The sequence below is a fragment of the Salinivibrio sp. PR919 genome (genome assembly GCF_001995355.1).
Taxonomy (GTDB): Bacteria; Pseudomonadota; Gammaproteobacteria; order Enterobacterales; family Vibrionaceae; genus Salinivibrio; species Salinivibrio proteolyticus.
The window spans coordinates 1-22,166 of the sequence record NZ_MUFL01000028.1; the positions used below are offsets into that span (position 1 = coordinate 1).

Consider the following 22,166-nt stretch of genomic DNA (forward strand, 5'->3'; position numbering starts at 1 on the left):
ATATTTTATAGGGTTTTGATTTCGTCTAAATAAACATGAATTTTGATTTTTAAATAGATTAAAAACAAATACTTATGCCATATCACACAAAAAGGATCTTGATCGAAAAAGGATCCTTAGGTGTGGAAAAAGAAATCACTTGCTCTGCATGAGGTTGCAGAGAAAGTCATCACAAACTGCGGAGATAATCACCAATTTGGTTATCGAACTTGGCTACTATTTCGCTTAACCCAGCACCAATGCGACACTGTTGAACGCAATTAAGCGTAGACGCGTTTGGTCGATGATCCATATTAATTGCGATAATTTTAATCTCGATACAAGGAGAGCATCATGAAAAAGGTGGCTGTTATCTTATCTGGCTGCGGCGTGTTTGACGGTGCCGAGATCCAAGAGGTGGTCCTATCCCTGCTTGCCCTCGRGCAAAACGATGCCCAATGGCAATGCTTCGCACCAGATATCGATCAGCACCATGTGATCGATCATCGTACCGGCGAAGCGATGAAAGAGACACGCAATGTACTCACCGAAGCCAGCCGTATTGTTCGTGGGGAGATCCTTCCGCTAACGGATTTAAACGTCGACCACTTCGACGCCTTACTGGTTCCCGGCGGCTTTGGCGCGGCGAAAAACTTATCGGACTTTGCTTACAATGGCGATCCGGTGCAAGTCAACCAAGAGATGTTTGCGGTTTGCCAAGCCTTCGCCCGTGCAGAAAAGCCCGCCGGCTACATGTGTATTGCCCCTATCATGATCCCGCAGATCTATCCAAAAGGCGTCAAAGGTACCATTGGTAATGAGCCCGATATCGCTGCCGCCTTTAACCGGATGGGCGGTGAGCATATTGAGTGTCCGGTATCAGATTATGTATTAGATCAGCGCCACCATCTCCTGTCCACGCCCGCCTATATGCTCGCGACATCAGTACTGGATGCCGCCAGTGGGATCAATCGGATGGTGAAAAAATTGGTGGAGCTCGCCTAAAACACGCTCATCCGCACAGAAACGCAGCAGAGAAAAAGAAAAAAGCGACGCCGAGATGGGCGTCGCTATAACAAGTGAGCGCAAAAACAAAGCTGTTATCAGAACAGTTTGCTGGCCCCAATACACTGGAAGCAATGTGAGCAATGTCGTGCCTTCAGAGCTGAGCATGTGGGCTTTGCCCCGAACGCAAGTTAACAATAACCATTCTCATTCCCACTTTCAACACTTAGTTGAGAATCTTTTTCATTTATTGATCTTGTGCTCAGACTCACTCGTTGTCATCAAACTGTCATTGCATCCACCGTCATCACGCCAACAACTCTGGTTCGAAAAGCCAGTGTCCAGAAAAGAAAAAAGCGACACCCCGAAAGGTGTCGCCTAGCAAAAATAGGCTAACTTAATCACTGTTTGATAAGCGCCCCGCTAATACACTGGAAGCAATGTGAGCAATGTCGTGCCTTCAGAGCTGAGCATGTGGGCTTGGCCCTGAGCGCAAGTTAATAATAACCATTCTCATTATCGTTTATCAAGAAAAAAATACGCTTATTTTCCACTCGCTGTACATTTATTGATCTGCTTCTCAAAATAAAGGCGATAGTCGGCAGGCTGACCTTTTTGCTCCACCGCAACCATCTGATAGCCATGACGCATCAGCATGCACACCATCGCCGTGAAGCGATTACGTGATTTGACCGCAAGCGTTCGATAGCCAGAAGCCGCTACCCACGCTTCTTGCGCTTGTAACAAGGCTTTCGCCACCCCTTGACCTCGGGCCGCTTTGGTCACCCCGCCCAGCCAGCTATAAAACTGCGTCTTACTGGTGGCATAGCCTATTTTGGCACCGACAGGCTCACCGTTTTGATACGCCACCAATACCAATGCTGTGCGTCCCGCTAATCGCGCGTGGCATTGTTCCAAGGATACACCCGTATCCAACTCGGGCACGCTGTTAAGCACCGTTACCGCCTCCTCTAAGTGCCCGGCACGAATTTCCATCTCACCTCCCCGCATTGACGTAAAAAAAGAGCCGCGATGCGACTCTTTATTCTGCTACTAATTAGGACGTTTGCTGCACCGTCGCCGACGGCGTCACCTGTGTGATTCGTCGAATAATCAGGTTGAGCAATACCCCATACATAGGAATAAACAGCCCCAAGCTAATAATCAGCTTAAAGGCATAGTCTACCAAAGCAATTTCAACCCAGTGCTCGGCCATAAAGGTATCTTGGCTTTGGTAAAATGCGATTGCAAAGAACGCGAGCGTGTCTGACGCATTACCAAACAAAGTGGAACAACTCGGTGCCACCCACCATTGGCGCTGCTGGCGTAACCGATTGAACACATGAATATCTAAAATCTGACCCAGTAAGTAAGCCATAAAGCTGGCAATCGCAATCCGAGCGACGGTGAGGTTAAACGTGCCCAGCTCCGCAAACCCTTGGTAACTGCCTTGATAGAACAAGACGGATAACACGTAGGAAATCAGCAGCGAGGGCACCATTACCAGCAAGATAATACGGCGTGCCAATGCCGGACCATAGATCCTGACGGTTAAATCCGTGGCCAAGAAAATAAACGGAAAGGTAAACGCCCCCCACGTGGTGTGGAAACCCCAAACCGTAAAGGGGATCTGCACCAAATAGTTACTGGAGGCAATGATCAGTAGATGAAAAATCACGAGGTAACCCAGCGCTTTACGCTGCTGAGCAAGAGAAAAGTGGCTCATAGTGCACCTTTTTGTCATTGGGGGCGAGGGAACCCAAAATACTTAGCTACCCGTCTACAGGCAGCGCGAGGTGGCGAATTATACAGCAATCAAGAAACGGTGCCAGCGCAATTTAAAGAGGCGGATGACGCGTCCACCAGTGGCGCAAAAAGCTAATCACCTCATCGCCCTCCTCATCCAACGCTTCTAACCACACGCTCTGGGTGTAATGTGCTGCTTTGAGCATCAAACGCGCGCCTTCAAAATCAATCAGCCAAGTCATCATGTCCGCGTCTTGTTGGCTCTCAAGCACAGAGGCTTCGAGGGCTTGCAGCAATGGCTGACAGATTTCTTTGCCATTATCCGCATCCAGCTGCGGCTGATAAAACGCCAAGGTGTTGTCGGACGCTATCAATTGCCAATTACTCGGTGCCATAGCCGTACTCGCTCAAACTCAAGTGATCGTCAATCAAGTCCAAAAACGCATCGCCGAATTTTTCTAGCTTGCGCTGTCCGACGCCACTGACCGCTAGGAGCTCCGCTTGCGATGACGGCAGCATCTCGGCCATTTCCATCAAGGTTGCGTCGTTAAACACCACATAAGGTGGAATATCTTCTTCGTCAGCAATGGCTTTACGTAACTTACGCAGCTTGGCGAACAGTTTTTTATCGTAATGGCGCTGGCTCAGCTTGTTGGCTTTGGTGCGAGGGCTGAGGCCAATACGCGGTACCGCCAGCTCAAGGGCAATCTCGCTGCGCAGTAATGGTCGCGCTTGTTCAGTTAACTGCAGCACCGAGCTACGGGCAATGTTTTGCACCAGATAACCGCGATGGATCAATTGGCGAATAATGCTTACCCAGTATTCATGGCTCCACTCTCGCCCGATGCCGTAGGTAGAGAGCTTGTCATGGCCATGATCTTTAATGCGCTGATTTTGCATTCCACGCAACACTTCCACCACGTATCCAACCCCGAAGCTTTGGTTAACACGGTACACGCACGACAGCGCTTTTTGTGCTTGTTCGGTGCCATCAAAATGGGTAGGCGGGTCGAGACAAATATCACAGTTGCCACAAGGGGTTTGCCGATGCTCGCCAAAGTAGTTTAGGAGCACTAAACGGCGACAGGTTTGTGCTTCGGCAAATGCGCCCATCGCAGTCAGTTTATGGCTTTCGACCTGCTTTTGGGGCCCATCCGGCTTTTCTTCCAAGCAGCGATGGAGCCATCCCATGTCGGAGGGGTCATACAACAACACCGCTTCAGCCGGCAGTCCATCTCGCCCTGCTCGGCCGGTTTCTTGGTAGTAAGATTCAATATTGCGCGGCACATCATAGTGCACCACAAAACGGACATTGGGCTTATTGATCCCCATCCCAAACGCCACAGTCGCCACCACAATGTTGACATCGTCACGTTGAAAYGCCTCTTGCACAGAGCCGCGCGCCTCAGTGCTCATTCCCGCATGGTAGGCAGCGGCGAGCATATTGTTATCACACAGTTTTTGAGTGACCTGCTCAACCCGCTTACGGCTATTGCAATAGACAATCCCTGATTGGCCGCGTTGACCGCTCAGAAACTGCACCAATTGGGCCAAAGGTTTGTGCTTTTCCAGCAAGGTGTAGCGAATGTTAGGGCGGTCAAAGCTACCCAGATGCACCAAGGGATCGTGCAGGGCAAGGCGGGATAAAATATCCTCGCGCGTGGTGGCATCCGCGGTGGCTGTCAGCGCCATCACAGGCACATCAGGAAAGTGCTGTTTGAGCTGGCCTAAAGAGGCATATTCGCGACGAAAATCATGCCCCCACTGGGAAATACAGTGCGCTTCGTCGACCGCAATCAACGCCAGTTGCCACTCGGTTAAGCGATGGATAAAGTCGCGCCCTAACGCGCGCTCAGGCGATACATAGAGTAGTTTCACCTCCCCCTGATTTAGCGCACGCAAGGTATCCGCTTGCGCCTCAGGCGTCATCGCTGAGTTTAAGCACGCCGCCGCAACCCCATTGGCATTAAGCTGGTCAACCTGATCTTTCATCAATGAAATCAAAGGTGAAATCACCACGGTCAAGCCAGTGCGCACCAACGCGGGGATCTGATAACACAGAGACTTCCCTCCCCCGGTCGGCATAATCACCAAGGCATCACGCCCCGCAATCGCCGCATCAATCACCGCTTGCTGACCCTCGCGGAACTGGTGATAACCAAACACCGCTTTGAGTACCTGATGGGCAGGACTCATGGCAGGATCAGCGGTAGCGGCGCCAGTTTCGGTTGACGCATCGGCATGGGCGGGGGTGGCGGACATAATCAAGCTCATTACTCAAACTGGCGCTCATTCTACCGACACCCCGTAAGCGATGAAACCCTGAGCACAGAGAAAGGTGCTTGCGCCCGCCCTTACAACTTGTTACATCTAGTCAACATGCACACGTTCGTGTTCATCCCTGACCGACACTTATAACGAGACTGCGCTGTGATTCCTGATCCAAAACGCACACGCCAAGGCGTGTTACTGGCCCTTGCGGCCTACATTATGTGGGGTATCGCCCCCATGTACTTTAAAACGGTCAACCATATTCCGGCGCCCGAAATTTTAGCGCACCGGGTATTGTGGTCGTTTGTCTTTTTGGCATTGCTGCTTTTTTTCACCCGTCGCTTTTATCAGCTCAAGCCGATTGTCCGCGAGCCGAAAAAACTGTTGATGTTGATGCTCACCTCTTGCTTTATTGGCTGTAATTGGCTGATTTTTATCTGGGCGATTGTCAATAACCGCATGCTGGATGCCAGCCTTGGCTACTACATTAATCCACTGGTGAACGTAGCGCTGGGGATGATCTTTCTTGGTGAGCGTTTCCGCCGTCTACAGTGGCTTGCCGCCGCGCTGGCGTTGGTAGGGGTATTGGTACAACTGATCACCTTTGGTTCACTGCCTTGGATTGCGTTGGTGCTGGCCACCAGTTTTGCGATTTACGGCTTACTGCGCAAAAAAATCAATCTCCCTGCGGTGCCGGGTTTGTTTGTGGAAACCTGCACACTCTTGCCCGTTGCGCTGATTTATCTGTGGCAGTTTGCCGATACACCCAGCGCCAACCTGCTCGATAATCCCATCAGCCTGAATATGCTACTGGCCGCTGCCGGTTTGATCACGACGGTGCCTTTACTGTGCTTTACCGGCGCCGCCACCCGCTTACCCTTGACGGTATTGGGCTTTTTCCAATATATCGGCCCCAGCTTAATGTTTTTACTCGCCGTCGGCTTGTATGACGAACCCTTTACCCCAGATAAAGCCACCACCTTTGCCTTTATCTGGGCCGCCTTGGCGATATTTAGCTTTGATGCCTATCGGGCGAAACGACAGCAAGAAGCCAAGATAGAGACCACGCCTTTGTCAGCAGGAAAATCAGGATGAATGAGTTCGCTATTCTCGCCACGCTGGCGGGGGTGCATATGATTGCGCTGCTCAGCCCCGGGCCCGACTTTGCCTTGGTGCTCCAAAATGCGACCCGTTATGGCCGTGCCACTGGCTTGGCGATTGCACTAGGGTTATCGCTGAGTATTTTGGCGCACACAATACTGAGCATTACCGGCATCAGCTTGTTGGTGCATCAGCACCCACAACTGTTTATGTGGGTGCAAGTGGCGGGGGGCAGTGTGCTGATGTATTTAGGCCTTAGCGCAATCAAAGGTTTGCTCGCCGCCACCACAGCACCGGCGCAAACCGCCAATGATGCGCCTGCGGTACGCGGCCAAAAACAGGCCTTTTGGAAAGGGGTGCTGACCAACCTTTTTAATCCGAAAGCCTTGGTGTTTTTTATTTCGTTGATGAGTACCTTGGTGCCGGCCAGCATGTCTGCCAGCGGCAAAGCCATGGCCGTGGCGGTGGTGTTTCTGCTCTCATTAGGCTGGTTTTCGTCACTCGCCTGGCTGCTATCAGGCAGTCGCGTACAGCAAGTGCTCACCAAAGTCGCCCCGGTTATCGATGGCCTGTGTGCGCTGTTGTTTTTGCTGCTAGGTGGTGCGGTCGTTTGGCAAGCCGGCGTGTTCGGCTAACACCGCAGCTGAAAAACGCAGGTGGTAGGATAAATATCAATACGCCCAGCCGAGGCTGGGCGTTTTTTACCGTTAACCGGTCGAGCTTAAAGCGCTTCCAGTTTGGCGTACTGAGTCACCAACCACTTAATCCCTTCCCCATTAAAGGCAACTTGCACGCGGCTTTGTCCGCCACTGCCTTCAAAGTTGATGATGGTGCCTTCACCAAATTTAGGGTGTTGAACCCGCTGACCCAAACTAAACCCGGTTTGGTTAAAGTTCTCCTGAGTCTGCGTTTTGGAAAAACGACCCCCGCTTGTAGCAGGGCGTGAGACATTGGCACGCATTCGCACTTCTTCCAAGCAGGCCTCGGGCAGCTCACGAATAAAGCGCGAGATCTTATGAAACATGTCTTTGCCGTACACACGGCGCATTTCTGCGTAGGTCAGATAGAGTTTTTCCATCGCGCGCGTCATGCCGACATAGCAAAGGCGACGCTCTTCTTCTAAGCGGCCTGCTTCTTCGGCTGACATCTGGCTGGGGAACATGCCCTCTTCCACCCCGACCATAAAGACTAAGGGGAATTCGAGGCCTTTGGCACTGTGTAAGGTCATCAATTGGACCGCATCATCAAACTCGTCCGCTTGGCCTTCACCGGCCTCAAGGGCGGCGTGGGCCAAGAACGCCGACAGCGGTGTCATCCCTTCCGCTTCCGCCTCTTCAGGAGGAGTAAATTGGCGCGTAGCCGTCACCAACTCTTCCAAGTTATCGACACGCGCTTGCGCTTTTTCACCTTTTTCTTGCTCGTACATGGCGCGCAAGCCGGAGTGACGGATCACCGCATCGGTTTGTTRATACAGTGCCATGTCACGGGTGTCATCTTCTAGCGCATTGACCAGCTCGATAAACCGGCCCAACGCATTGGCCGCCCGTCCTGCCAGTGCTTTTTCCGCCAAGATTTGCTCGGCCGTGTGCCATAAAGTTTGGCCACGATCGCGCGCCGCGCCACGAAGCGTCTCAAGGGTGCGATCACCAATCCCCCGAGTGGGCGTGTTTACCACCCGCTCAAACGCCGCATCGTCATTGCGATTCGCCATCAAACGTAAATAGGCCAGCGCATCTTTGATTTCCTGACGTTCGAAAAAGCGCATGCCGCCGTAGATACGATAAGGGAGACCGGCTTGAATTAAGGCTTCTTCCAGCACTCGAGATTGGGCGTTGTTGCGGTATAAAATCGCGCTGTCGGTGAGCGCGCCGCCTTCGTCTTGCCAGGTTTTGATTTTCCCGACCACAAAACGCGCTTCATCCAGCTCATTAAAACCGGCATACACAGAGATGGGCTCACCCTCTTTGCCTTCGGTCCACAGGCTTTTGCCCATCCGATCGGCATTGTTTTCAATCAGGGTGTTCGCCGCTTGCAAAATCGTACTGGTTGAGCGGTAGTTTTGCTCCAAACGAATGGTCTGCGGGGTGGTGAAATCATCCAGAAAACGCTGAATATTTTCGACTTTCGCGCCACGCCAGCCGTAAATGGATTGGTCGTCGTCCCCCACAATCATCACATGCGCCTGTTGGCCCGCCATCATACGCAGCCACGCATATTGGATGTTGTTGGTATCTTGGAACTCATCCACCAAAATGTGCTGGAAACGTGCTTGATAGTGTTCGCGGATCACCGCTTTATCACGCAATAACTCTAAGGTTCGCAGCAAGATCTCCGCAAAATCCACCAAACCGGCGCGGTCACAGGCTTCTTGATACGCCTGATAAATCCGCAGCCAAGTACTTTCAACCGGATCATGGCGGGTATCAATGTGCTTGGGGCGCAAGCCTTCATCTTTTTTGCCATTGATATACCAACTCGCTTGCTTGGCGGGCCAGTGTTTTTCATCCAAGTTTTGCGCTTTAATTAACCGACGCAGCAAGCGCTGCTGGTCATCTGAATCAAGAATTTGGAAGTCTTGTGGCAGGTTGGCGTCTAAATAGTGGGCACGGAGAATACGATGGCAAATGCCGTGGAAGGTGCCACACCACATGCCAGAGGCGGTGCCTTGCATCAATTGCTCGATACGGCCGCGCATTTCCGCTGCCGCTTTGTTGGTGAAGGTGACCGCCATCACCGAGAACGGCGATGCCTCTTCGACCCGCATCAGCCAAGCCATACGATGAACCAGCACCCGGGTTTTACCACTGCCAGCACCTGCCAACACCAAATGGTTGCCGAGCGGCGCGGCCACGGCTTCACGCTGTTTGTCGTTGAGTCCGTCAAGAAGAGTTGATACGTCCATCGCCACCTGCCATTTTACTGGGTATTTATACACTGGTTAGCGATTATACCAGCTCGCCACTAAATTGCGCGCCCGATCATAATGCGTGTTTTAGCTCGCTGAGTGATTGAAACTGAGGTGATTTTAGCGGTGCCGTTGCTGAATAAGGGTATCGAGCTCAGATAAATCGTCGATCGCCACATCCGGTAAGGTGCGCCCTTTATGCATCATGGGTGATTGGCGCTCAGGGCGGATCCAACAGGCTTGCATGCCCGCTTGGCGCGCGCCAGCCACATCCGAACTTAAATGATCGCCCACATGTAAAATACGCGCCGGGGCGATGCCCAAGGCCTGCGCGGCTTTATCAAACATCTCTGGGCTCGGCTTGGCCGCCCCGTGTTCACCGGCACGGAAAATATGCTGGAAAAACGGCGTCAGGCCAATCGCATCGGTGTCGACGTTACCGTTGGTGATGGCCACCAATGGCAGTTTCTCGGACCAGGCTTTTAAGTAAGCCAAACTTTGCGCCGGCGGAGTAAAGTCACTGCGATATCCGCAAAAGAAGGTGGTCGCCGCTTGGGCTTGTGCGCGCGCCTTCTCCGCGGTTAAACCAACATGCTCACCGGCAAGCGTCAGCTGGGCAACCCGCATCGCGGTAACATCAAAGCGTTGGGCTGGGTTCTGGTCACGGGCTTGGCGGCGAAATCCCGCAAGGGTGGCTTTATCAAGCGCGGCGAGCGGCGGGCAGTGCTCACTCAAATAGTCGTTTAGCGCCGCCTCCGCACGTGCGATCACCGGCCAGTTATCGTACAAGGTATCATCCAAGTCAAAACTCACCGCATCAAACGTGTTTAAGCGACGATAAAATTTCATATCACGACTCCGAGTTGTTTTTTTTACCTGCGCGAGGTTTGCTAGCCCCTGTGCTGCGGGCACGGGGATGCGCCGCGTCATATACTTTCGCCAGGTGTTGAAAGTCCAAATGGGTATAAATTTGTGTGGTACTTAAATCGGCATGGCCGAGAAGCTCTTGCACTGCGCGCAAATCCCCGGACGATTCCAGCATGTGRGTGGCAAAACTGTGGCGCAGTTTGTGAGGATTAATGTGGCTATTCACCGCCTGCTTTTGTCCCCACTCCGCCATACGTTTTTGCACGCTACGGTGCGAAATTCGCTGGCCAAGTTTAGAGATAAACAGTGCCTCTTCTGGCCCTTTGAGGAGCTGGTTGCGCACTTTCAGCCAGTTCATCACCCAAGTTTTGGCCATGCCGGAAAAAGGCACGATGCGCTCTTTTTCCCCTTTACCGGTGACACGCAAATCCCCTTTACGTACCGAGACATCACGCACGTTTAAATCAACCAGCTCGGCTAACCGCAATCCTGCGCCATACATCAGCTCCATCATCGCCCGATCCCGCACCGACAGCGGGTCGTCTTGATCCACCTCGAGCAGCTGATTCATTTCATCCACATCAAGGTTTTTCGGCAACTGACGCCCTTGCTTAGGCGCGGCGACCCCTTTGGCCGGATTAGCCGCGAGCTGCTCGGTGAGAACGAGGTAGTCGAAAAAGCTGCGCAGTGCGGACAGCCGCAACGCAATACTGCCCGGTTTAAGGCCATCGCGTTTGGCTTGGCTCGATATTTGTCGCACCCAATCCGCATCCACGTCTTGCCAATGGGCGATACCCCGCGCGGTCAGAAAGTCAACAACCTTATCTAACTGGCGCTGATAATTGCGTTGCGTATGGGCACTAAGGCCCCGTTCGCTGAGTTGATATTGATAAAAACGGTCAAGAGGGACCGTCAGTGAACGGGGAGCAGCTTGGTCAGGCGTTACCGCTGTCACTAACGTTCACCCTTGTTTGTCCACTGACCACATAAGATGGCCAAGTGTGCCGCCAGCTGTTCGATAAAAAGGGTGTCCATGTCTGGCTGAAAGTGCCCGCCATCTGCGCTCGCAAAGCTCAACAGTCCCCACTCTTTGCCTTCCCCTTTAATCGGTACCAGCGCAAAAGAGCCTAGCTCCGGTGGCGTTGCCATCACCGCTTCCGCATCCACACGGCGTAAGCGCCCAAGATAACAACGACGTCCGGCAAAATGATGGCTTTTTAATTGATCCACCGCTTGACGCGAGATGGTCTGCAGCCCGTCGATAGGCGCATACACCCGTATACTGACGGTAAGTTGCAGTTGCTCGCTAAGTGCCGTTAACGCCGCTTCCACCGCCTGTGGCGTGTTGGCACGCAACAGGGCCTGATGCGCTTCAGCAAAAGCACGGAAAAGGGCATCGTTTTTCGCCCCCAGGCTCATCAGTTGGGTAATGTCTTCTTCCAACTCCGCTACCCGCTCACGCAGGCGCTTAAGTTGAATTTCCACCAGCGATACCGCGCCTTGCTCACCGTGTGGCACGGTCAGCTGCGTCAGCAAATCGCGATGGCGAATAAAAAAATCTGGATTGTCTTTTAAATACGYCGCCACCGCCTCKTCGCTCAGYGGCATGGTTTCCAGTGTCGAGGCTTCTACCCCATCATTCATAATTGTAATTGTCCATCAAATACATGTGTCGCTGGGCCTGTCATTGATAAGGAATGGCCCGGCCCGCGCCAGCGAATGCGTAGATCTCCACCGGGTAAACTCACCGTTACTTGCTCATCAAGCAGGCCTTGTATAATCCCGACCGCAACCGCGGCACACGCGCCACTGCCACAGGCTTGGGTTTCACCAGCGCCGCGCTCGTACACTCTAAGCTTAATCGCATTGCGGGAAAGGATCTGCATAAAGCCGGCATTGACCCGTTCAGGGAAGCGTTCGTGACTTTCAAGTAGCGGTCCCAAGGTGTCCACGTCGGCGTGGTCAACATCCTCGACCACAGTCACTACATGCGGGTTGCCCATGCTCACGGCACCGACAAACAAGGTCTGTTCCGCCACCCGCATCAAGTAGGTTTTTTCTTGTGAGTTGGCACGAAACGGAATTTTCCCCGGCGTGAATTCCGGCTCGCCCATGTTCACACGCACCTGATTGTCGTTTTCAATGTGCAGCAGCATTTTACCGGCTTGGGTGCTCACGCTGATCTGATGCTTATTGGTTAGCCCTTTCATTCGCACGAAACGCGCAAAGCAGCGCGCACCATTGCCACATTGCGAGACTTCCGATGCGTCAGGATTAAAAATGCGATAATGGAAATCTGTCTCAGGATCGTAGGGCGGCTCCACGACCAATAGCTGGTCAAAGCCGACGCCACGATGACGATCGGCCAAACGCCGAATCAGATCCGGCGAAAAGAACGCGTTTTGCGTGACACAGTCAACCACCATGAAGTCGTTGCCCAGCCCGTGCATTTTTGCAAACTGTACCTGCATGCCAATCCTTATTCTGGTAGGCGCTGTTCAAGCTGCCATAACGACGCCAAGTTTTCGCGCTCGCGCACAAGGTGTGCTTGGTCGCCATCAACCATGACCTCGGCGGGGCGGCAGCGTGAGTTATAGTTTGACGCCATCACAAAGCCATATGCGCCGGCTGAGCGTACCGCCAGTAAATCACCCGCTTCTAACACCAGCGAGCGGTCTTTGCCCAAGTAATCACCCGTTTCGCAAACTGGTCCTACTAAATCATAGGTTTGTGGTTCCCCTTGGCGCGGCACCACGGGAATGATTTCTTGATAGGCTTGATACAGTGAAGGACGAATTAAATCGTTCATCCCCGCATCGATAATGGCAAAGTTTTTATGCTCACTGTGCTTGAGAAACTCAACCTTGGTCAGCAACACCCCCGCATTGGCGGCAATCGCACGGCCCGGCTCAAAAATCAGCTCAAGATGACGATGATTGTCCAAACGCGCCAACAACGCTTTGGCATACTCCGATGGCTGAGGCGGTTTCTCGTCGCTATAGGTCACGCCTAATCCGCCGCCCACATCCAGATGACGAATCGTAATACCTTCATCGCCCAAGGTATCAATCAACGCCAACAAGCGGTCGGTAGATTCAATAAAAGGCGCGAGTTCGGTCAGTTGTGAGCYGATATGACAGTCAATGCCTTCGACCTTAAGGTGTGGCAAGCTGGCTGCATAACGAAAACTATTCAACGCCTCCGCAAAGGCAATACCAAATTTGTTTTCCTTTAAGCCCGTTGAGATGTAGGGGTGGGTGTTGGCATCCACATCAGGGTTAATACGCAACGATATCGGCGCTTGCACACCCAACTCGCCCGCCACTTGGTTTAAGCGATCGAGTTCAGAGTGGGATTCCACATTGAAGCATTTGATGCCTACTTCCAGTGCACGACGCATTTCTGCGGCCGTTTTCCCCACGCCAGAAAACACCACTTTCGCGGGATCACCGCCGGCGACGAGCACGCGCTCGAGTTCACCTTGAGAGACAATATCAAATCCTGACCCCAAGCGTGCCAGCACATTTAACACACCGATATTGGAGTTTGCCTTAACGGCATAGCACACCAAATGCGGATGATCGCCCACGGCGCGATCAAATGCGTGCCAATGGCGCTCAAAGGTTGCACGTGAATAGACGTACAAGGGTGTGCCGTGATTATCGGCAAGCTGGGTCAAAGGCAATGATTCGGCCCACAGCTGGCCGTCGTCCTGATAATTGAAATAATCCAAGGTGTTCTTCCCTGTCGTCGTTGGTTATTGATTTTGCGTCGGTTGTTGGTCCGGATAATACAGGGGCCCTTGTTGGCCACAGCCGGTCAGTGTCATGATGCCAGTGAGCATCAGTAAAATGACGAGTTTTCGCATAGTGAATGCCAGTGATTATCGAGTCAATGCCCTCTATAATCGCATCACAACCATGAAAAGCAATAGGATGTAACGGGATGAACACAACGGAATATCATCAGTTGGTCGATTTACAAATGCAGGCCATTGAAGAAGGTATCGATGACTCAGGCGCCGACATCGATTATGAGAGCGTTGGCAACGTAATGACGCTGGAGTTCGATGATGGCAGCCAAATCATCATTAACCGCCAAGAGCCGATGCAAGAAATCTGGCTGGCGTCGAAAAGCGGTGGGTTCCACTTTGCCCTCAAAGACGGCGAATGGACTTGCAGCAAAACGGGACTCGTGCTGATGGATCTGGTGCAACAAGAATGCAGTAAGCACGCGGGCGAGCCTGTTTCTTGGTGATCTTGGTGAACAATCGACAGAGCGCGAGCCTCTCGGGCCGCGCTCGTTGACTATTTAAACGACGCTACCTGACCGGCTAACCCTTGATGTGGCGGCTGTCGCGGCGGCTGCCATTGTGGATCGCATTTAAACGGCAAGGCTTGGGTTTCACCCTGCTCATCGGTCACGATTTGATAAAACTGCGGCAAGTTAAAGTTGATAAAATTGGCACTGTAGCTGTAGCGGTCATGAGAGGAGGTATAGAAACGGTTTACCCCTTGCACCATCTCGGTTTTATCCCCGCTGCACTGGCGATATACTTCCACCCGATTGTTTTCGTCGAGAATATAGAGATTGTAGCCATTGGTACAATCTTCAAAGAAAAACTGTACCAAGCCTTCACTGGCGTAGGCATCAACCACTTCAGGCGGATGCACATCTTGTGGGTTGTCGACCACCATCACCGGTGTGCCGTTGACCTTGTTGGTGGAAATACAGCGATAAAAATCCACCGAGTTTTCTAACCGCTGGACTGACACGCCACGGCGCTCGAAGAACAAGCCATGGGTCTGCTTGCCGATGCGTAATGCTTTAAAGCGGCGGCGCTTTTCCTTTTCAATCGGTTTTAAGCGCAATTCAATGCACTCTGCGACCAATTGATAGACCAGATTACGAATTAAGCCACGCATCTTGCTGGAATAGCAGAACACGTCCACAGACTCTGGGGGCAGCGCGTCTTGGTGCATTTTGCCCAGCATGGTTTTCAATGCTTCCAAAATGGCATCATCGCCACGGTAATTCAGGGTCCGAACTTCATTCCACGAGTTGCGATAAACGAGATCGACACTCCCCACCAAACAAGTTTGTTCGGGACCGTAGCTGAAAATATCACTGTTTTTGAAGTCAAAACGCATCGACGGTTTTTTGTATGCCGATGTCGGGTCTTGCTCTAAATTGACAAACAGAGCGAGCTGGCGAATTTCACACGGGCTCGACAGCGCATCCAATGTCGGGCGCGGTGGGCGCAAGGAGAAGGTGTTCCGCATGTCACTGACCAGCTGATACAAGGTATCAATATCAACATCCGCATCGCGCACCACGGTGTGCAAATGGGTTGACTCCGTCAGCAAGCCGTTGAAAAACGCCCACGCCACCAGTTTGGATAAATAAGCATTGTGCTCTAGCGGCGCGCGACCAATGATATCGACCGGGTCAAGCGAGTGCTTGTACAAATACCAACCCGGCGCATTGGTGCGCCCTTCCGAGACCTGAATAAAGGTGAGATCCGATTCGTGCAAATCCGGCGAAATTTGCGGATTCAATAAGGTCACTTTACCCGGCAATTCTTCAAAGGCGGCATACAGTTTACGCGCGAGAATACTGATGTCTTGTGGGCTAATCGCGGACGTAATATCGTTGCGGCGGGCAAAGCGGATCAGGTTCCGATAGCTTTGCATCAAGGCGTCAAGCAGCTCGTTGTGCGCGTATTTTACCTCCTCGACTTTCCAGTAACGGCGGTTGTCGAGGTAGGCCAGCGCCTGTTCATCCCAGCCCCATTCACGGGTTAGCAATCGCAACACGTCACGACGCCATGCGACCGAGCCAGTCGACGGCGCCTGAGTCAATTTCTCATGGGTTTTTAGATAAAAACAACGACGTACAAGGTCAAGACGACGGGTGTCACCAATGGATTCCAAATAACGGGTGACTTTTTCCAGCATCAAATAATAGGCGTCGGACTGATACACATCGACCCAACCGGCATAGAAACGGCGTTTGCCATCCACACTCAGAAGCTGGGTGCCGGGATACTGCCATGAGTAGGCTTCGAGCAAAATCGCTTTGAGGACAGACTTATACGGTGAATCAATGCTTTTATACAGTTGCCACAAGCTTGAGCCAAAATATTCTTCGGCTGGGATGGTCGGTAGACCACCAAAGTCGACCCAATCACGACGGTCAAGGCCATGGTCAGCGACCAGCGTATCCACATAGTCCTCGTAGCACGCTTCCATCTCTGGTGGCACCATGTACCACAACAGTTTTTGGCCAGCGAGTCGCATGGAGGAGCGATAAAACTCATCCAGCAAAAGAAAATGCTGACTGGTGCCACAGTTGTCACTGGTCATCGCCTGTGACAAGTGGTGGCGAAAACGCCCCTCACAGACCACAAAGAAGTTCGCTTCTACTCCTTGGTTGAGGGCCCACTCTGAAATAGCGGTGCACTTGGCATCCAGCATCTCGCGCTGCGCCGCGCTGACGGAGGCATCCACACATACCCAAATATCGAGGTCACTGGTGAGGCTTTGTCCCATGGAGCCGGTACTGCCCATGGTATACATGCCTTTAATCGGCAGGCGCTGATCGTGCTCAAAACGCGCAGTTAGAGAGGAGAAGCGGGTGTCTGTGTGGATCAGGCAATCGGAGACAAACTGACGTTGTGTCTCATCAAGCTCGTAATCGGCAATGCCAAAGGGCACGCTGTCGTCAAAAAACCCCGGTAAAGCCGGATGGTTTAGATGTAAAAGCACTGGCAGCACATCGAAAACCGCTTGAGCCTGTCGGCTCATGGCTGACCGCGCGCGATCCATTCTCACACGGTTAAACGCCTCGATGCGTTCAGTTTGCTGTTCAACGTATGTTTGCAAGGCAATCATCCAGATTCGTTGACATCCCGGTCAACAGGTCGACGTTACTGTCTTCACCGTATCCGCCCAATTGCAGATAACAAAACGTGATCAATGTAACACTCTAGACAACTCGGGTAAAGCCAATAACCCCGATGCCTGTGTGGTGGTATCTATGCCGCACTATAGGCGATTTTTGAGACCAACATCAATCTTTYTCGCTCTACAACCTTAGTCGTAGACCAGCAAAAATGCCGTCTTTCCAAGTAACAATTTGCTGTAATAATAAGCGATTGATCACATTTTTTCACCTATATCACGACCAGCACGCCATAAATGCGCAAACGCGTCAGGAGAGATTACGTCCAGCGCAGCGCCAATGATAGGATGGGCGCCATTGTGTAAGAAGGAAAGCAAATCATGTATTCAACCCCCGTACGCATTGCGACACGCAAAAGCCCTCTGGCCTTGTGGCAGGCGGAGTTTGTTAAAGCGGCTCTTGAGCAGTCACACCCAGGTTTATCCGTCGAGCTGGTGCCGATGGTCACAAAAGGTGACGTGATTCTGGACACGCCGCTCGCCAAGATTGGCGGTAAAGGGTTGTTTATTAAAGAGCTCGAGCAAGCCATGCTCGACGGTCGCGCCGACATCGCCGTGCACTCGATGAAAGACGTTCCAGTCGAATTTCCTGAAGGACTGGGGCTGGTCACCATTTGTGAACGTGGCGACCCGCGTGACGCCTTTGTCTCTAATCATTACGACAGCATTGATGCATTGCCCGAAGGGGCGGTGGTAGGCACCTCCAGCTTACGTCGAGAATCCCAGCTTCGTGAGCGCCGCCCCGACTTGGTGGTCAATACATTGCGCGGCAATGTCGGCACGCGTCTCGGTAAACTCGACGATGGCCAATATGACGCCATCATCCTCGCAGCAGCTGGGTTAAAACGACTGGGCTTGCACGATCGCATTCGCAGCGAAATCCCGCCAGAAGTGATCTTACCCGCGGTTGGCCAAGGCGCGGTAGGGATTGAGTGTCGATTGGATGATGAACGTATTCGTACCTTGCTGGCTCCGCTGTCTGACGCCAACACCACCCAACGCGTATTGTGCGAACGGGCAATGAACAATCGCCTCGAAGGCGGCTGTCAGGTGCCGATTGGCAGTTATTCAGAAATCCAAGGCGACAAAATCTGGCTACGTGCCTTAGTCGGTGAGCCCGATGGCTCTACCATTCTGCGCGGCGAAATTACAGGACCGCTCGAGAAAGGCGAACAACTGGGCACCGATCTCGCCGAGCAACTGCTCGCCCAAGGCGCACGTCAAATCTTGGATAAGCTATATCAAGACGACGCATGACCATTGTTGTTGTTCGCCCCGAGCCGGATTGCAGCCAATTAGTCGACCAGCTTGCCCAACACAAGCTGGCGGCCTTGCCTTGCCCACTGGTTAGCTTTGCGCCGGGGCGAGGTTTACCGTCACTGCCCGCGCTACTTTCCTCTCTCCCCGCTGGCAGTGTGTTAGTGGCCGTTAGCCCCCGCGCGGTCGCATTTACCCATCAAGCTCTGCAACAACAGGGAATGGCGTGGCCGCGTCATTGTCATTATGTGGCCGTCGGTCAGCGCACGGCCAACGAATGGCAGCAGGTTACCAACCAGCCAGTACAGTATCCTGCCCGAGAAGATAGCGAAGGCATGCTCTCATTGGCGCCTTTTAACGTGATAAAAGGGAAGCAGGTGGTCATTCTTCGTGGAGAGAGCGGACGCGATATGATGGGGCAAACSTTGCAGTCGCAAGGCGGGCAAGTTCACTATTGCGAGGCCTATCTACGACAATGGGCGATTGAGCCTTTAGTATCGCAAGTAGTAAGCTGGCCACAAGACACGATTACCACCGTGGTGGTAACCAGTGGTCAACAATTAGCCCACTTTGATCAACTTATCACACTGAGCGGACAGCACTGGCTGCGCCAATGCCGTATACTGGTGCCCAGTAAAAGGATTCAAGATCAAGCGACTGCGCTCGGTTTTGACACGATTACGACCGTTGACAGCGTGGCCAATGACGCACTGGTTAACACGCTGCTGAGGTTAAGAAAAACGGGACTTTCGGATGACTGACAACAAAAACACCGACACCAAGCAAAGCAAGGCCACGACTCCCTCTTCACCAGATACGCACGCCTCGCACAATAAAGCGGCGCCTAATAAGTCTAAACCTGCCACACGCAGCCGAGGTGGACTAGTATTAGGTGCGGTTGCCATCGCCATTGCACTGGGCTCGAGTGGTTGGCTTTTCTACCACGGCCACCAACAAGCCACCGTGCTGCAAAACACGCTATCCGCGCAGCAAGCGCAGATTGCACGTCTTGAGCAAGCCCTAAATGACCAGCAACAGGCAGCAGAAAAAGCGCGGGCGCAAGTGGTTGATGACACCCAAACACGCTTAGCGCAGCAAGACAAYACCTTGAAGAGCTTGCAAAAAGCGGTAGCCGAAGTGAAAGGGCGCCGTCCGAATGACTGGCTGCTTGCCGAAGCGGATTACCTTATTCGTATGGCTGGACGCAAAATTTGGCTCGAGCATGACGCGCAAAGCGCCACCGCGCTGATGGAGGCGGCCGACCATCGCATTGCCCAGCTTAACGATCCTTCTTTGATGCCCATTCGTCAGGCGATGGCCGACGATATTACGGCGCTAAAAGCAGTAAAACGTATTGATCGCGACGGCATCGTGCTGCGTTTAACCAGTATGCAACAGCAAGTCGAAACCTTACCGCTTGCCAATGCGGTGATCCCTGACGCGATTGAAACCGAAAAGCCGGTGGTGAGCGAATCGGTTAATGACTGGCAAACCAACCTCACCACCTCCGTCAAAGATTTTGTCGATAACTTTGTCACCTACCGAAAACGTGATGGCAATGTTGTCCCACTGCTGTCGCCAACGCAAAGCTACTATTTGCAAGAGAACGTCAAGAACAAGCTCGATCAAGCGATGCGCGCGGTCTATCAAGGTAATGACGCCTTGTATCATGAGGCCTTGGGTATGGCCAAAGATTGGACGCTTCGCTTTTATAACCAAGATGCGACCGTGACGGAACGCTTTGTCGAGCAAATCGATGCACTCGACCAGCAAAGAATCGGCATCGATTTACCTAACAAGCTCAAAAGCCAAGCCTTGGTCAGTGATGAAATCGACACCCGACTGCGTCGAGACATCGCGCCACTCACAGGGGGTCAGTCATGATTAAACTCCTACTGCTTGTCTTAGCGCTGGTTGCCGGTCTGCTCGTCGGTCCGGAGCTTGCTGGTCAACAAGGGTATGTGCTGATCTCTGCTGCCGAGCAGACACTTGAGATGAGTGTTACTACTCTGATTATCCTCATTATTGGATTGATTGGAGTGTTATGGGTGCTCGAGTGGGTGCTGCGCAAGCTGCTCTCGCTCAGTAGCACCGCGAGCGGTTGGTTATCAGGACGTAAACAACGCAAAGCACGCAAGCAAACCCAAACGGGATTGATGAAATTACGCGAAGGCGAATGGAAGCAAGCGGAGAAGCTATTAGCAAAAGCCCGTCCTTTCAGTGACGCGCCCATGCATAATTTACTGGCCGCTGCCGAAGCCGCGCAGCAGCGTCAAGATCTTCATGCCAGGGATCAGTACCTCCAGCAAGCCGCCGACCTTAACGCCAACAGCTTGGCACTTGCCCTGACCCGTGCACAACTACACAGCCAAAGCGGTCAGTACGAAGAAGCACTGGCGTCATTGCGTGCCATTAAGCGCCAACACCCTCGAAACCCGGTGATGCTATCCCTGCTTAAAGACACCTATATTCAACTGGAAGATTGGTCGGCATTATTGAATTTGCTGCCCACGCTGAAAAAAGCTCAGCTTCTCGATGGGACGCAATTGGAAGCACTCAGTGAGCGTGCGGAACTCGGTGTCATGGCACACATTGCCAGCCAACAAGGCACTGAGGGGCTGCTAACCCACTGGAATCGACTCTCGAAAACCAAACGCAGCCAACCCGCTCTATTGGTGGGGCTGGTACACCACTTAGTGGCGCGCAACGCGGATTCTGAAGCCTATATTCTACTGCGAGAAGCCTTGAAAAAACGTCCGGAAGACAGCCTGATTGCGCTGCTCCCCAGCTTAAAGCTGCCTGACATTCATCTCGCCGTGGTCATGCTCGAAGAGCTCCTCAGGTACGACTCTCGTAATCCTGTCACCCATAGCGCGTTAGGACAGTTGCTGATGCAACAAGGGAAATGGCAAGACGCACGTAGCCACTTTGAGAAAGCCCTCGAGTATCGTGCGGACGTGACCGACTACGCATATCTCGCCGATGTATTGGATAAGCTCAATCAAGGAAAAGCGGCCAGCGATGTCTCTCGCACCGCACTCAAACTTGCGCTACCCGAGCAACCGCCTGCCGCTTAATCGTGGAAAATGAGACACAAGCAAACGAAAACGCCCCGCTTCAAGCGGGGCGTTTGTTATTTTTCATCCGAGCGTCAACGCTTTTTGCACAATACGTTTAACGCCGCATCGGCATTACGTGTCACCACTTTCCCAGTGCGGGCATCCACGCCCATTGCTCCTTGCACCCAATAAGGTAAACGCATAGGCAACTGATCGGTGGCCTTAGATACCGCGGTCAAATCAGCTTGGCTTGCCAGCATCATGCCCTCTTTTTGGCACCGTGCCATCGCGCCTGCATAGTCAATACGCAACCAATTGATATCCTTTTCCACATATTGCTGATCACCATCTTCCGGCTCAGGCAAGCCAAAATGATTCAGGTTAATGGTGGACGCACTAGCTGGCATGGTTGATTTTGCCATTGTCGATGAGGACGTCACAGACTTCGCCTGCGTCGCTAAAGGGGGTAAGCGAATCACGGCCGGTTCCGATAATGGCTGGCGTGTTTGACGCATAACAGCCTTTTGGGTGGGTCCGAACTGGCGCACACGCTGCAACACCAAACGGGCCACGTCAGGATTATCATACGGACCAATCAGGCAACGCCCTCGCCCATCAYGGAGATGCACCTGAAACGGCAAGTCTGGCAACCCTTGACGCAGCGACTGGAAAAACGCGCGCGATGGTACACCTTCCGTTGCCCCGCACTGGATCCAAAACGCATGGCTGTTTGGGTCAAGCGCTTGGTTGCCCCATAATCCTTCACCAATATCGCACTGCTCACCAATAATGGGCCAGCCTTGTTGGTGGTCAATCACCGCACACGGCGTTTGCGCCGCATTCACTGGCGCACTGATCGCCCATGTTGCTACGGCACTGACCGCAAGACGTCGCAACCACCTCATGATTTGCTCTCCTGAAAACCGAATGTTGTCAGCTTAAGCAAAGTGACGCGGCGACTCAAGCGAGCGCTGCTCAGCCTGTTAGCTTCCAACAAAAATGGCTGCAAACGCA

Annotated in this window: 21 protein-coding genes; 8 read left to right on the forward strand and 13 right to left on the reverse strand. The window is 52.7% G+C overall.

From position 1 onward, the window contains the following. The first annotated feature begins 333 nt into the window (after positions 1-333). A complete protein-coding gene (gene elbB, locus BZG83_RS07340; RefSeq protein ID WP_077479939.1) occupies positions 334-984 on the forward strand; it encodes an isoprenoid biosynthesis glyoxalase ElbB in 651 nt (216 codons plus the stop codon). A 543-nt stretch (positions 985-1,527) separates the two neighbouring features. Here the strand turns inward: elbB and BZG83_RS07345 are convergent. From BZG83_RS07345 to recQ, 4 genes are all read right to left on the reverse strand, one after another. After that, entirely contained in the window at positions 1,528-1,980 is a 453-nt protein-coding gene (locus tag BZG83_RS07345) for a GNAT family N-acetyltransferase (protein WP_077479940.1), read from the reverse strand. 61 nt (positions 1,981-2,041) lie between these two features. Further along, positions 2,042-2,710, reverse strand: coding sequence for a 7-cyano-7-deazaguanine/7-aminomethyl-7-deazaguanine transporter (locus BZG83_RS07350; RefSeq protein WP_077479941.1), 669 nt, complete (start codon positions 2,708-2,710; stop codon positions 2,042-2,044). Between the two features lie 112 nt (positions 2,711-2,822). Then, complete coding sequence (locus BZG83_RS07355) at positions 2,823-3,125, reverse strand: DUF3630 family protein (RefSeq protein WP_077479942.1); 303 nt, start codon at positions 3,123-3,125, stop codon at positions 2,823-2,825. Next, complete coding sequence (recQ, locus tag BZG83_RS07360) at positions 3,112-4,926, reverse strand: ATP-dependent DNA helicase RecQ (RefSeq protein ID WP_198536722.1); 1,815 nt, start codon at positions 4,924-4,926, stop codon at positions 3,112-3,114. The genes BZG83_RS07355 and recQ overlap by 14 nt, the downstream gene beginning before the upstream one ends. A 237-nt stretch (positions 4,927-5,163) precedes the next feature. Between recQ and rarD the strand changes: the two genes are divergently transcribed. Together rarD and BZG83_RS07370 are read left to right on the forward strand one after the other, a co-directional pair. After that, positions 5,164-6,096, forward strand: coding sequence for an EamA family transporter RarD (rarD, locus tag BZG83_RS07365; protein ID WP_077479965.1), 933 nt, complete (start codon positions 5,164-5,166; stop codon positions 6,094-6,096). After that, positions 6,093-6,737, forward strand: coding sequence for a LysE family translocator (locus tag BZG83_RS07370; protein WP_077479943.1), 645 nt, complete (start codon positions 6,093-6,095; stop codon positions 6,735-6,737). Before rarD ends, BZG83_RS07370 begins: the two co-directional genes overlap by 4 nt. 86 nt (positions 6,738-6,823) lie before the next feature. Here the strand turns inward: BZG83_RS07370 and uvrD are convergent, their stop codons facing one another. The 7 genes from uvrD to lptM form a co-directional block, all read right to left on the reverse strand. Further along, positions 6,824-9,004, reverse strand: a complete 2,181-nt coding sequence (gene uvrD, locus BZG83_RS07375; RefSeq protein WP_077479944.1) for a DNA helicase II — start codon at positions 9,002-9,004, stop codon at positions 6,824-6,826. A 123-nt stretch (positions 9,005-9,127) separates the two neighbouring features. Next, positions 9,128-9,856, reverse strand: coding sequence for an HAD-IA family hydrolase (locus BZG83_RS07380; protein ID WP_158011475.1), 729 nt, complete (start codon positions 9,854-9,856; stop codon positions 9,128-9,130). A 1-nt stretch (position 9,857) separates the two neighbouring features. Further along, on the reverse strand, positions 9,858-10,829 hold the full coding sequence (gene xerC, locus BZG83_RS07385) for a tyrosine recombinase XerC (RefSeq protein WP_077479946.1): 972 nt from the start codon (positions 10,827-10,829) through the stop codon (positions 9,858-9,860). After that, entirely contained in the window at positions 10,829-11,518 is a 690-nt protein-coding gene (locus tag BZG83_RS07390; RefSeq protein ID WP_077479947.1) for a DUF484 family protein, read from the reverse strand. Before BZG83_RS07390 ends, xerC begins: the two co-directional genes overlap by 1 nt. Further along, on the reverse strand, positions 11,515-12,345 hold the full coding sequence (gene dapF / locus BZG83_RS07395; protein ID WP_077479948.1) for a diaminopimelate epimerase: 831 nt from the start codon (positions 12,343-12,345) through the stop codon (positions 11,515-11,517). The genes BZG83_RS07390 and dapF overlap by 4 nt, the downstream gene beginning before the upstream one ends. A gap of 8 nt (positions 12,346-12,353) precedes the next feature. Continuing rightward, positions 12,354-13,607 carry a diaminopimelate decarboxylase gene (gene lysA / locus BZG83_RS07400; RefSeq protein ID WP_077479949.1) on the reverse strand — a complete coding sequence of 418 codons (1,254 nt, stop codon included), beginning with the start codon at positions 13,605-13,607 and terminating at the stop codon, positions 12,354-12,356. Between the two features lie 24 nt (positions 13,608-13,631). Beyond that, positions 13,632-13,742 (reverse strand): LPS translocon maturation chaperone LptM, encoded by a 111-nt coding sequence (lptM, locus tag BZG83_RS16540; protein WP_101494787.1) that lies wholly within the window; start codon positions 13,740-13,742, stop codon positions 13,632-13,634. Between the two features lie 77 nt (positions 13,743-13,819). Between lptM and cyaY the strand changes: the two genes are divergently transcribed. After that, positions 13,820-14,131, forward strand: coding sequence for an iron donor protein CyaY (gene cyaY, locus BZG83_RS07410; RefSeq protein WP_077455777.1), 312 nt, complete (start codon positions 13,820-13,822; stop codon positions 14,129-14,131). Positions 14,132-14,181: 50 nt separating this feature from the next. On the opposite strand, the gene BZG83_RS07415 is transcribed toward cyaY, so the two are convergent. Next, entirely contained in the window at positions 14,182-16,767 is a 2,586-nt protein-coding gene (locus BZG83_RS07415; RefSeq protein ID WP_077479950.1) for a class I adenylate cyclase, read from the reverse strand. A gap of 390 nt (positions 16,768-17,157) precedes the next feature. Here BZG83_RS07415 and hemC point away from each other — a divergent pair, with 390 nt between their 5' ends. Genes hemC through BZG83_RS07435 form a run of 4 tightly spaced genes read left to right on the forward strand, consistent with a single transcriptional unit; the run spans position 17,158 to position 21,170 of the window. After that, entirely contained in the window at positions 17,158-18,093 is a 936-nt protein-coding gene (hemC, locus tag BZG83_RS07420) for a hydroxymethylbilane synthase (RefSeq protein ID WP_069590307.1), read from the forward strand. Beyond that, complete coding sequence (locus BZG83_RS07425) at positions 18,090-18,854, forward strand: uroporphyrinogen-III synthase (RefSeq protein ID WP_077479951.1); 765 nt, start codon at positions 18,090-18,092, stop codon at positions 18,852-18,854. The genes hemC and BZG83_RS07425 overlap by 4 nt, the downstream gene beginning before the upstream one ends. Beyond that, entirely contained in the window at positions 18,847-19,977 is a 1,131-nt protein-coding gene (locus BZG83_RS07430) for a uroporphyrinogen-III C-methyltransferase (RefSeq protein ID WP_077479952.1), read from the forward strand. Before BZG83_RS07425 ends, BZG83_RS07430 begins: the two co-directional genes overlap by 8 nt. Next, positions 19,974-21,170, forward strand: a complete 1,197-nt coding sequence (locus tag BZG83_RS07435) for a heme biosynthesis HemY N-terminal domain-containing protein (RefSeq protein ID WP_077479953.1) — start codon at positions 19,974-19,976, stop codon at positions 21,168-21,170. Before BZG83_RS07430 ends, BZG83_RS07435 begins: the two co-directional genes overlap by 4 nt. Positions 21,171-21,244: 74 nt before the next feature. On the opposite strand, the gene BZG83_RS07440 is transcribed toward BZG83_RS07435, so the two are convergent. Next, the gene (locus BZG83_RS07440) at positions 21,245-22,057 is read right to left on the reverse strand and encodes a hypothetical protein (protein WP_077479954.1); all 813 of its coding nucleotides are present in this window, start codon (positions 22,055-22,057) and stop codon (positions 21,245-21,247) included. Between the last annotated feature and the right edge of the window lie 109 nt (positions 22,058-22,166).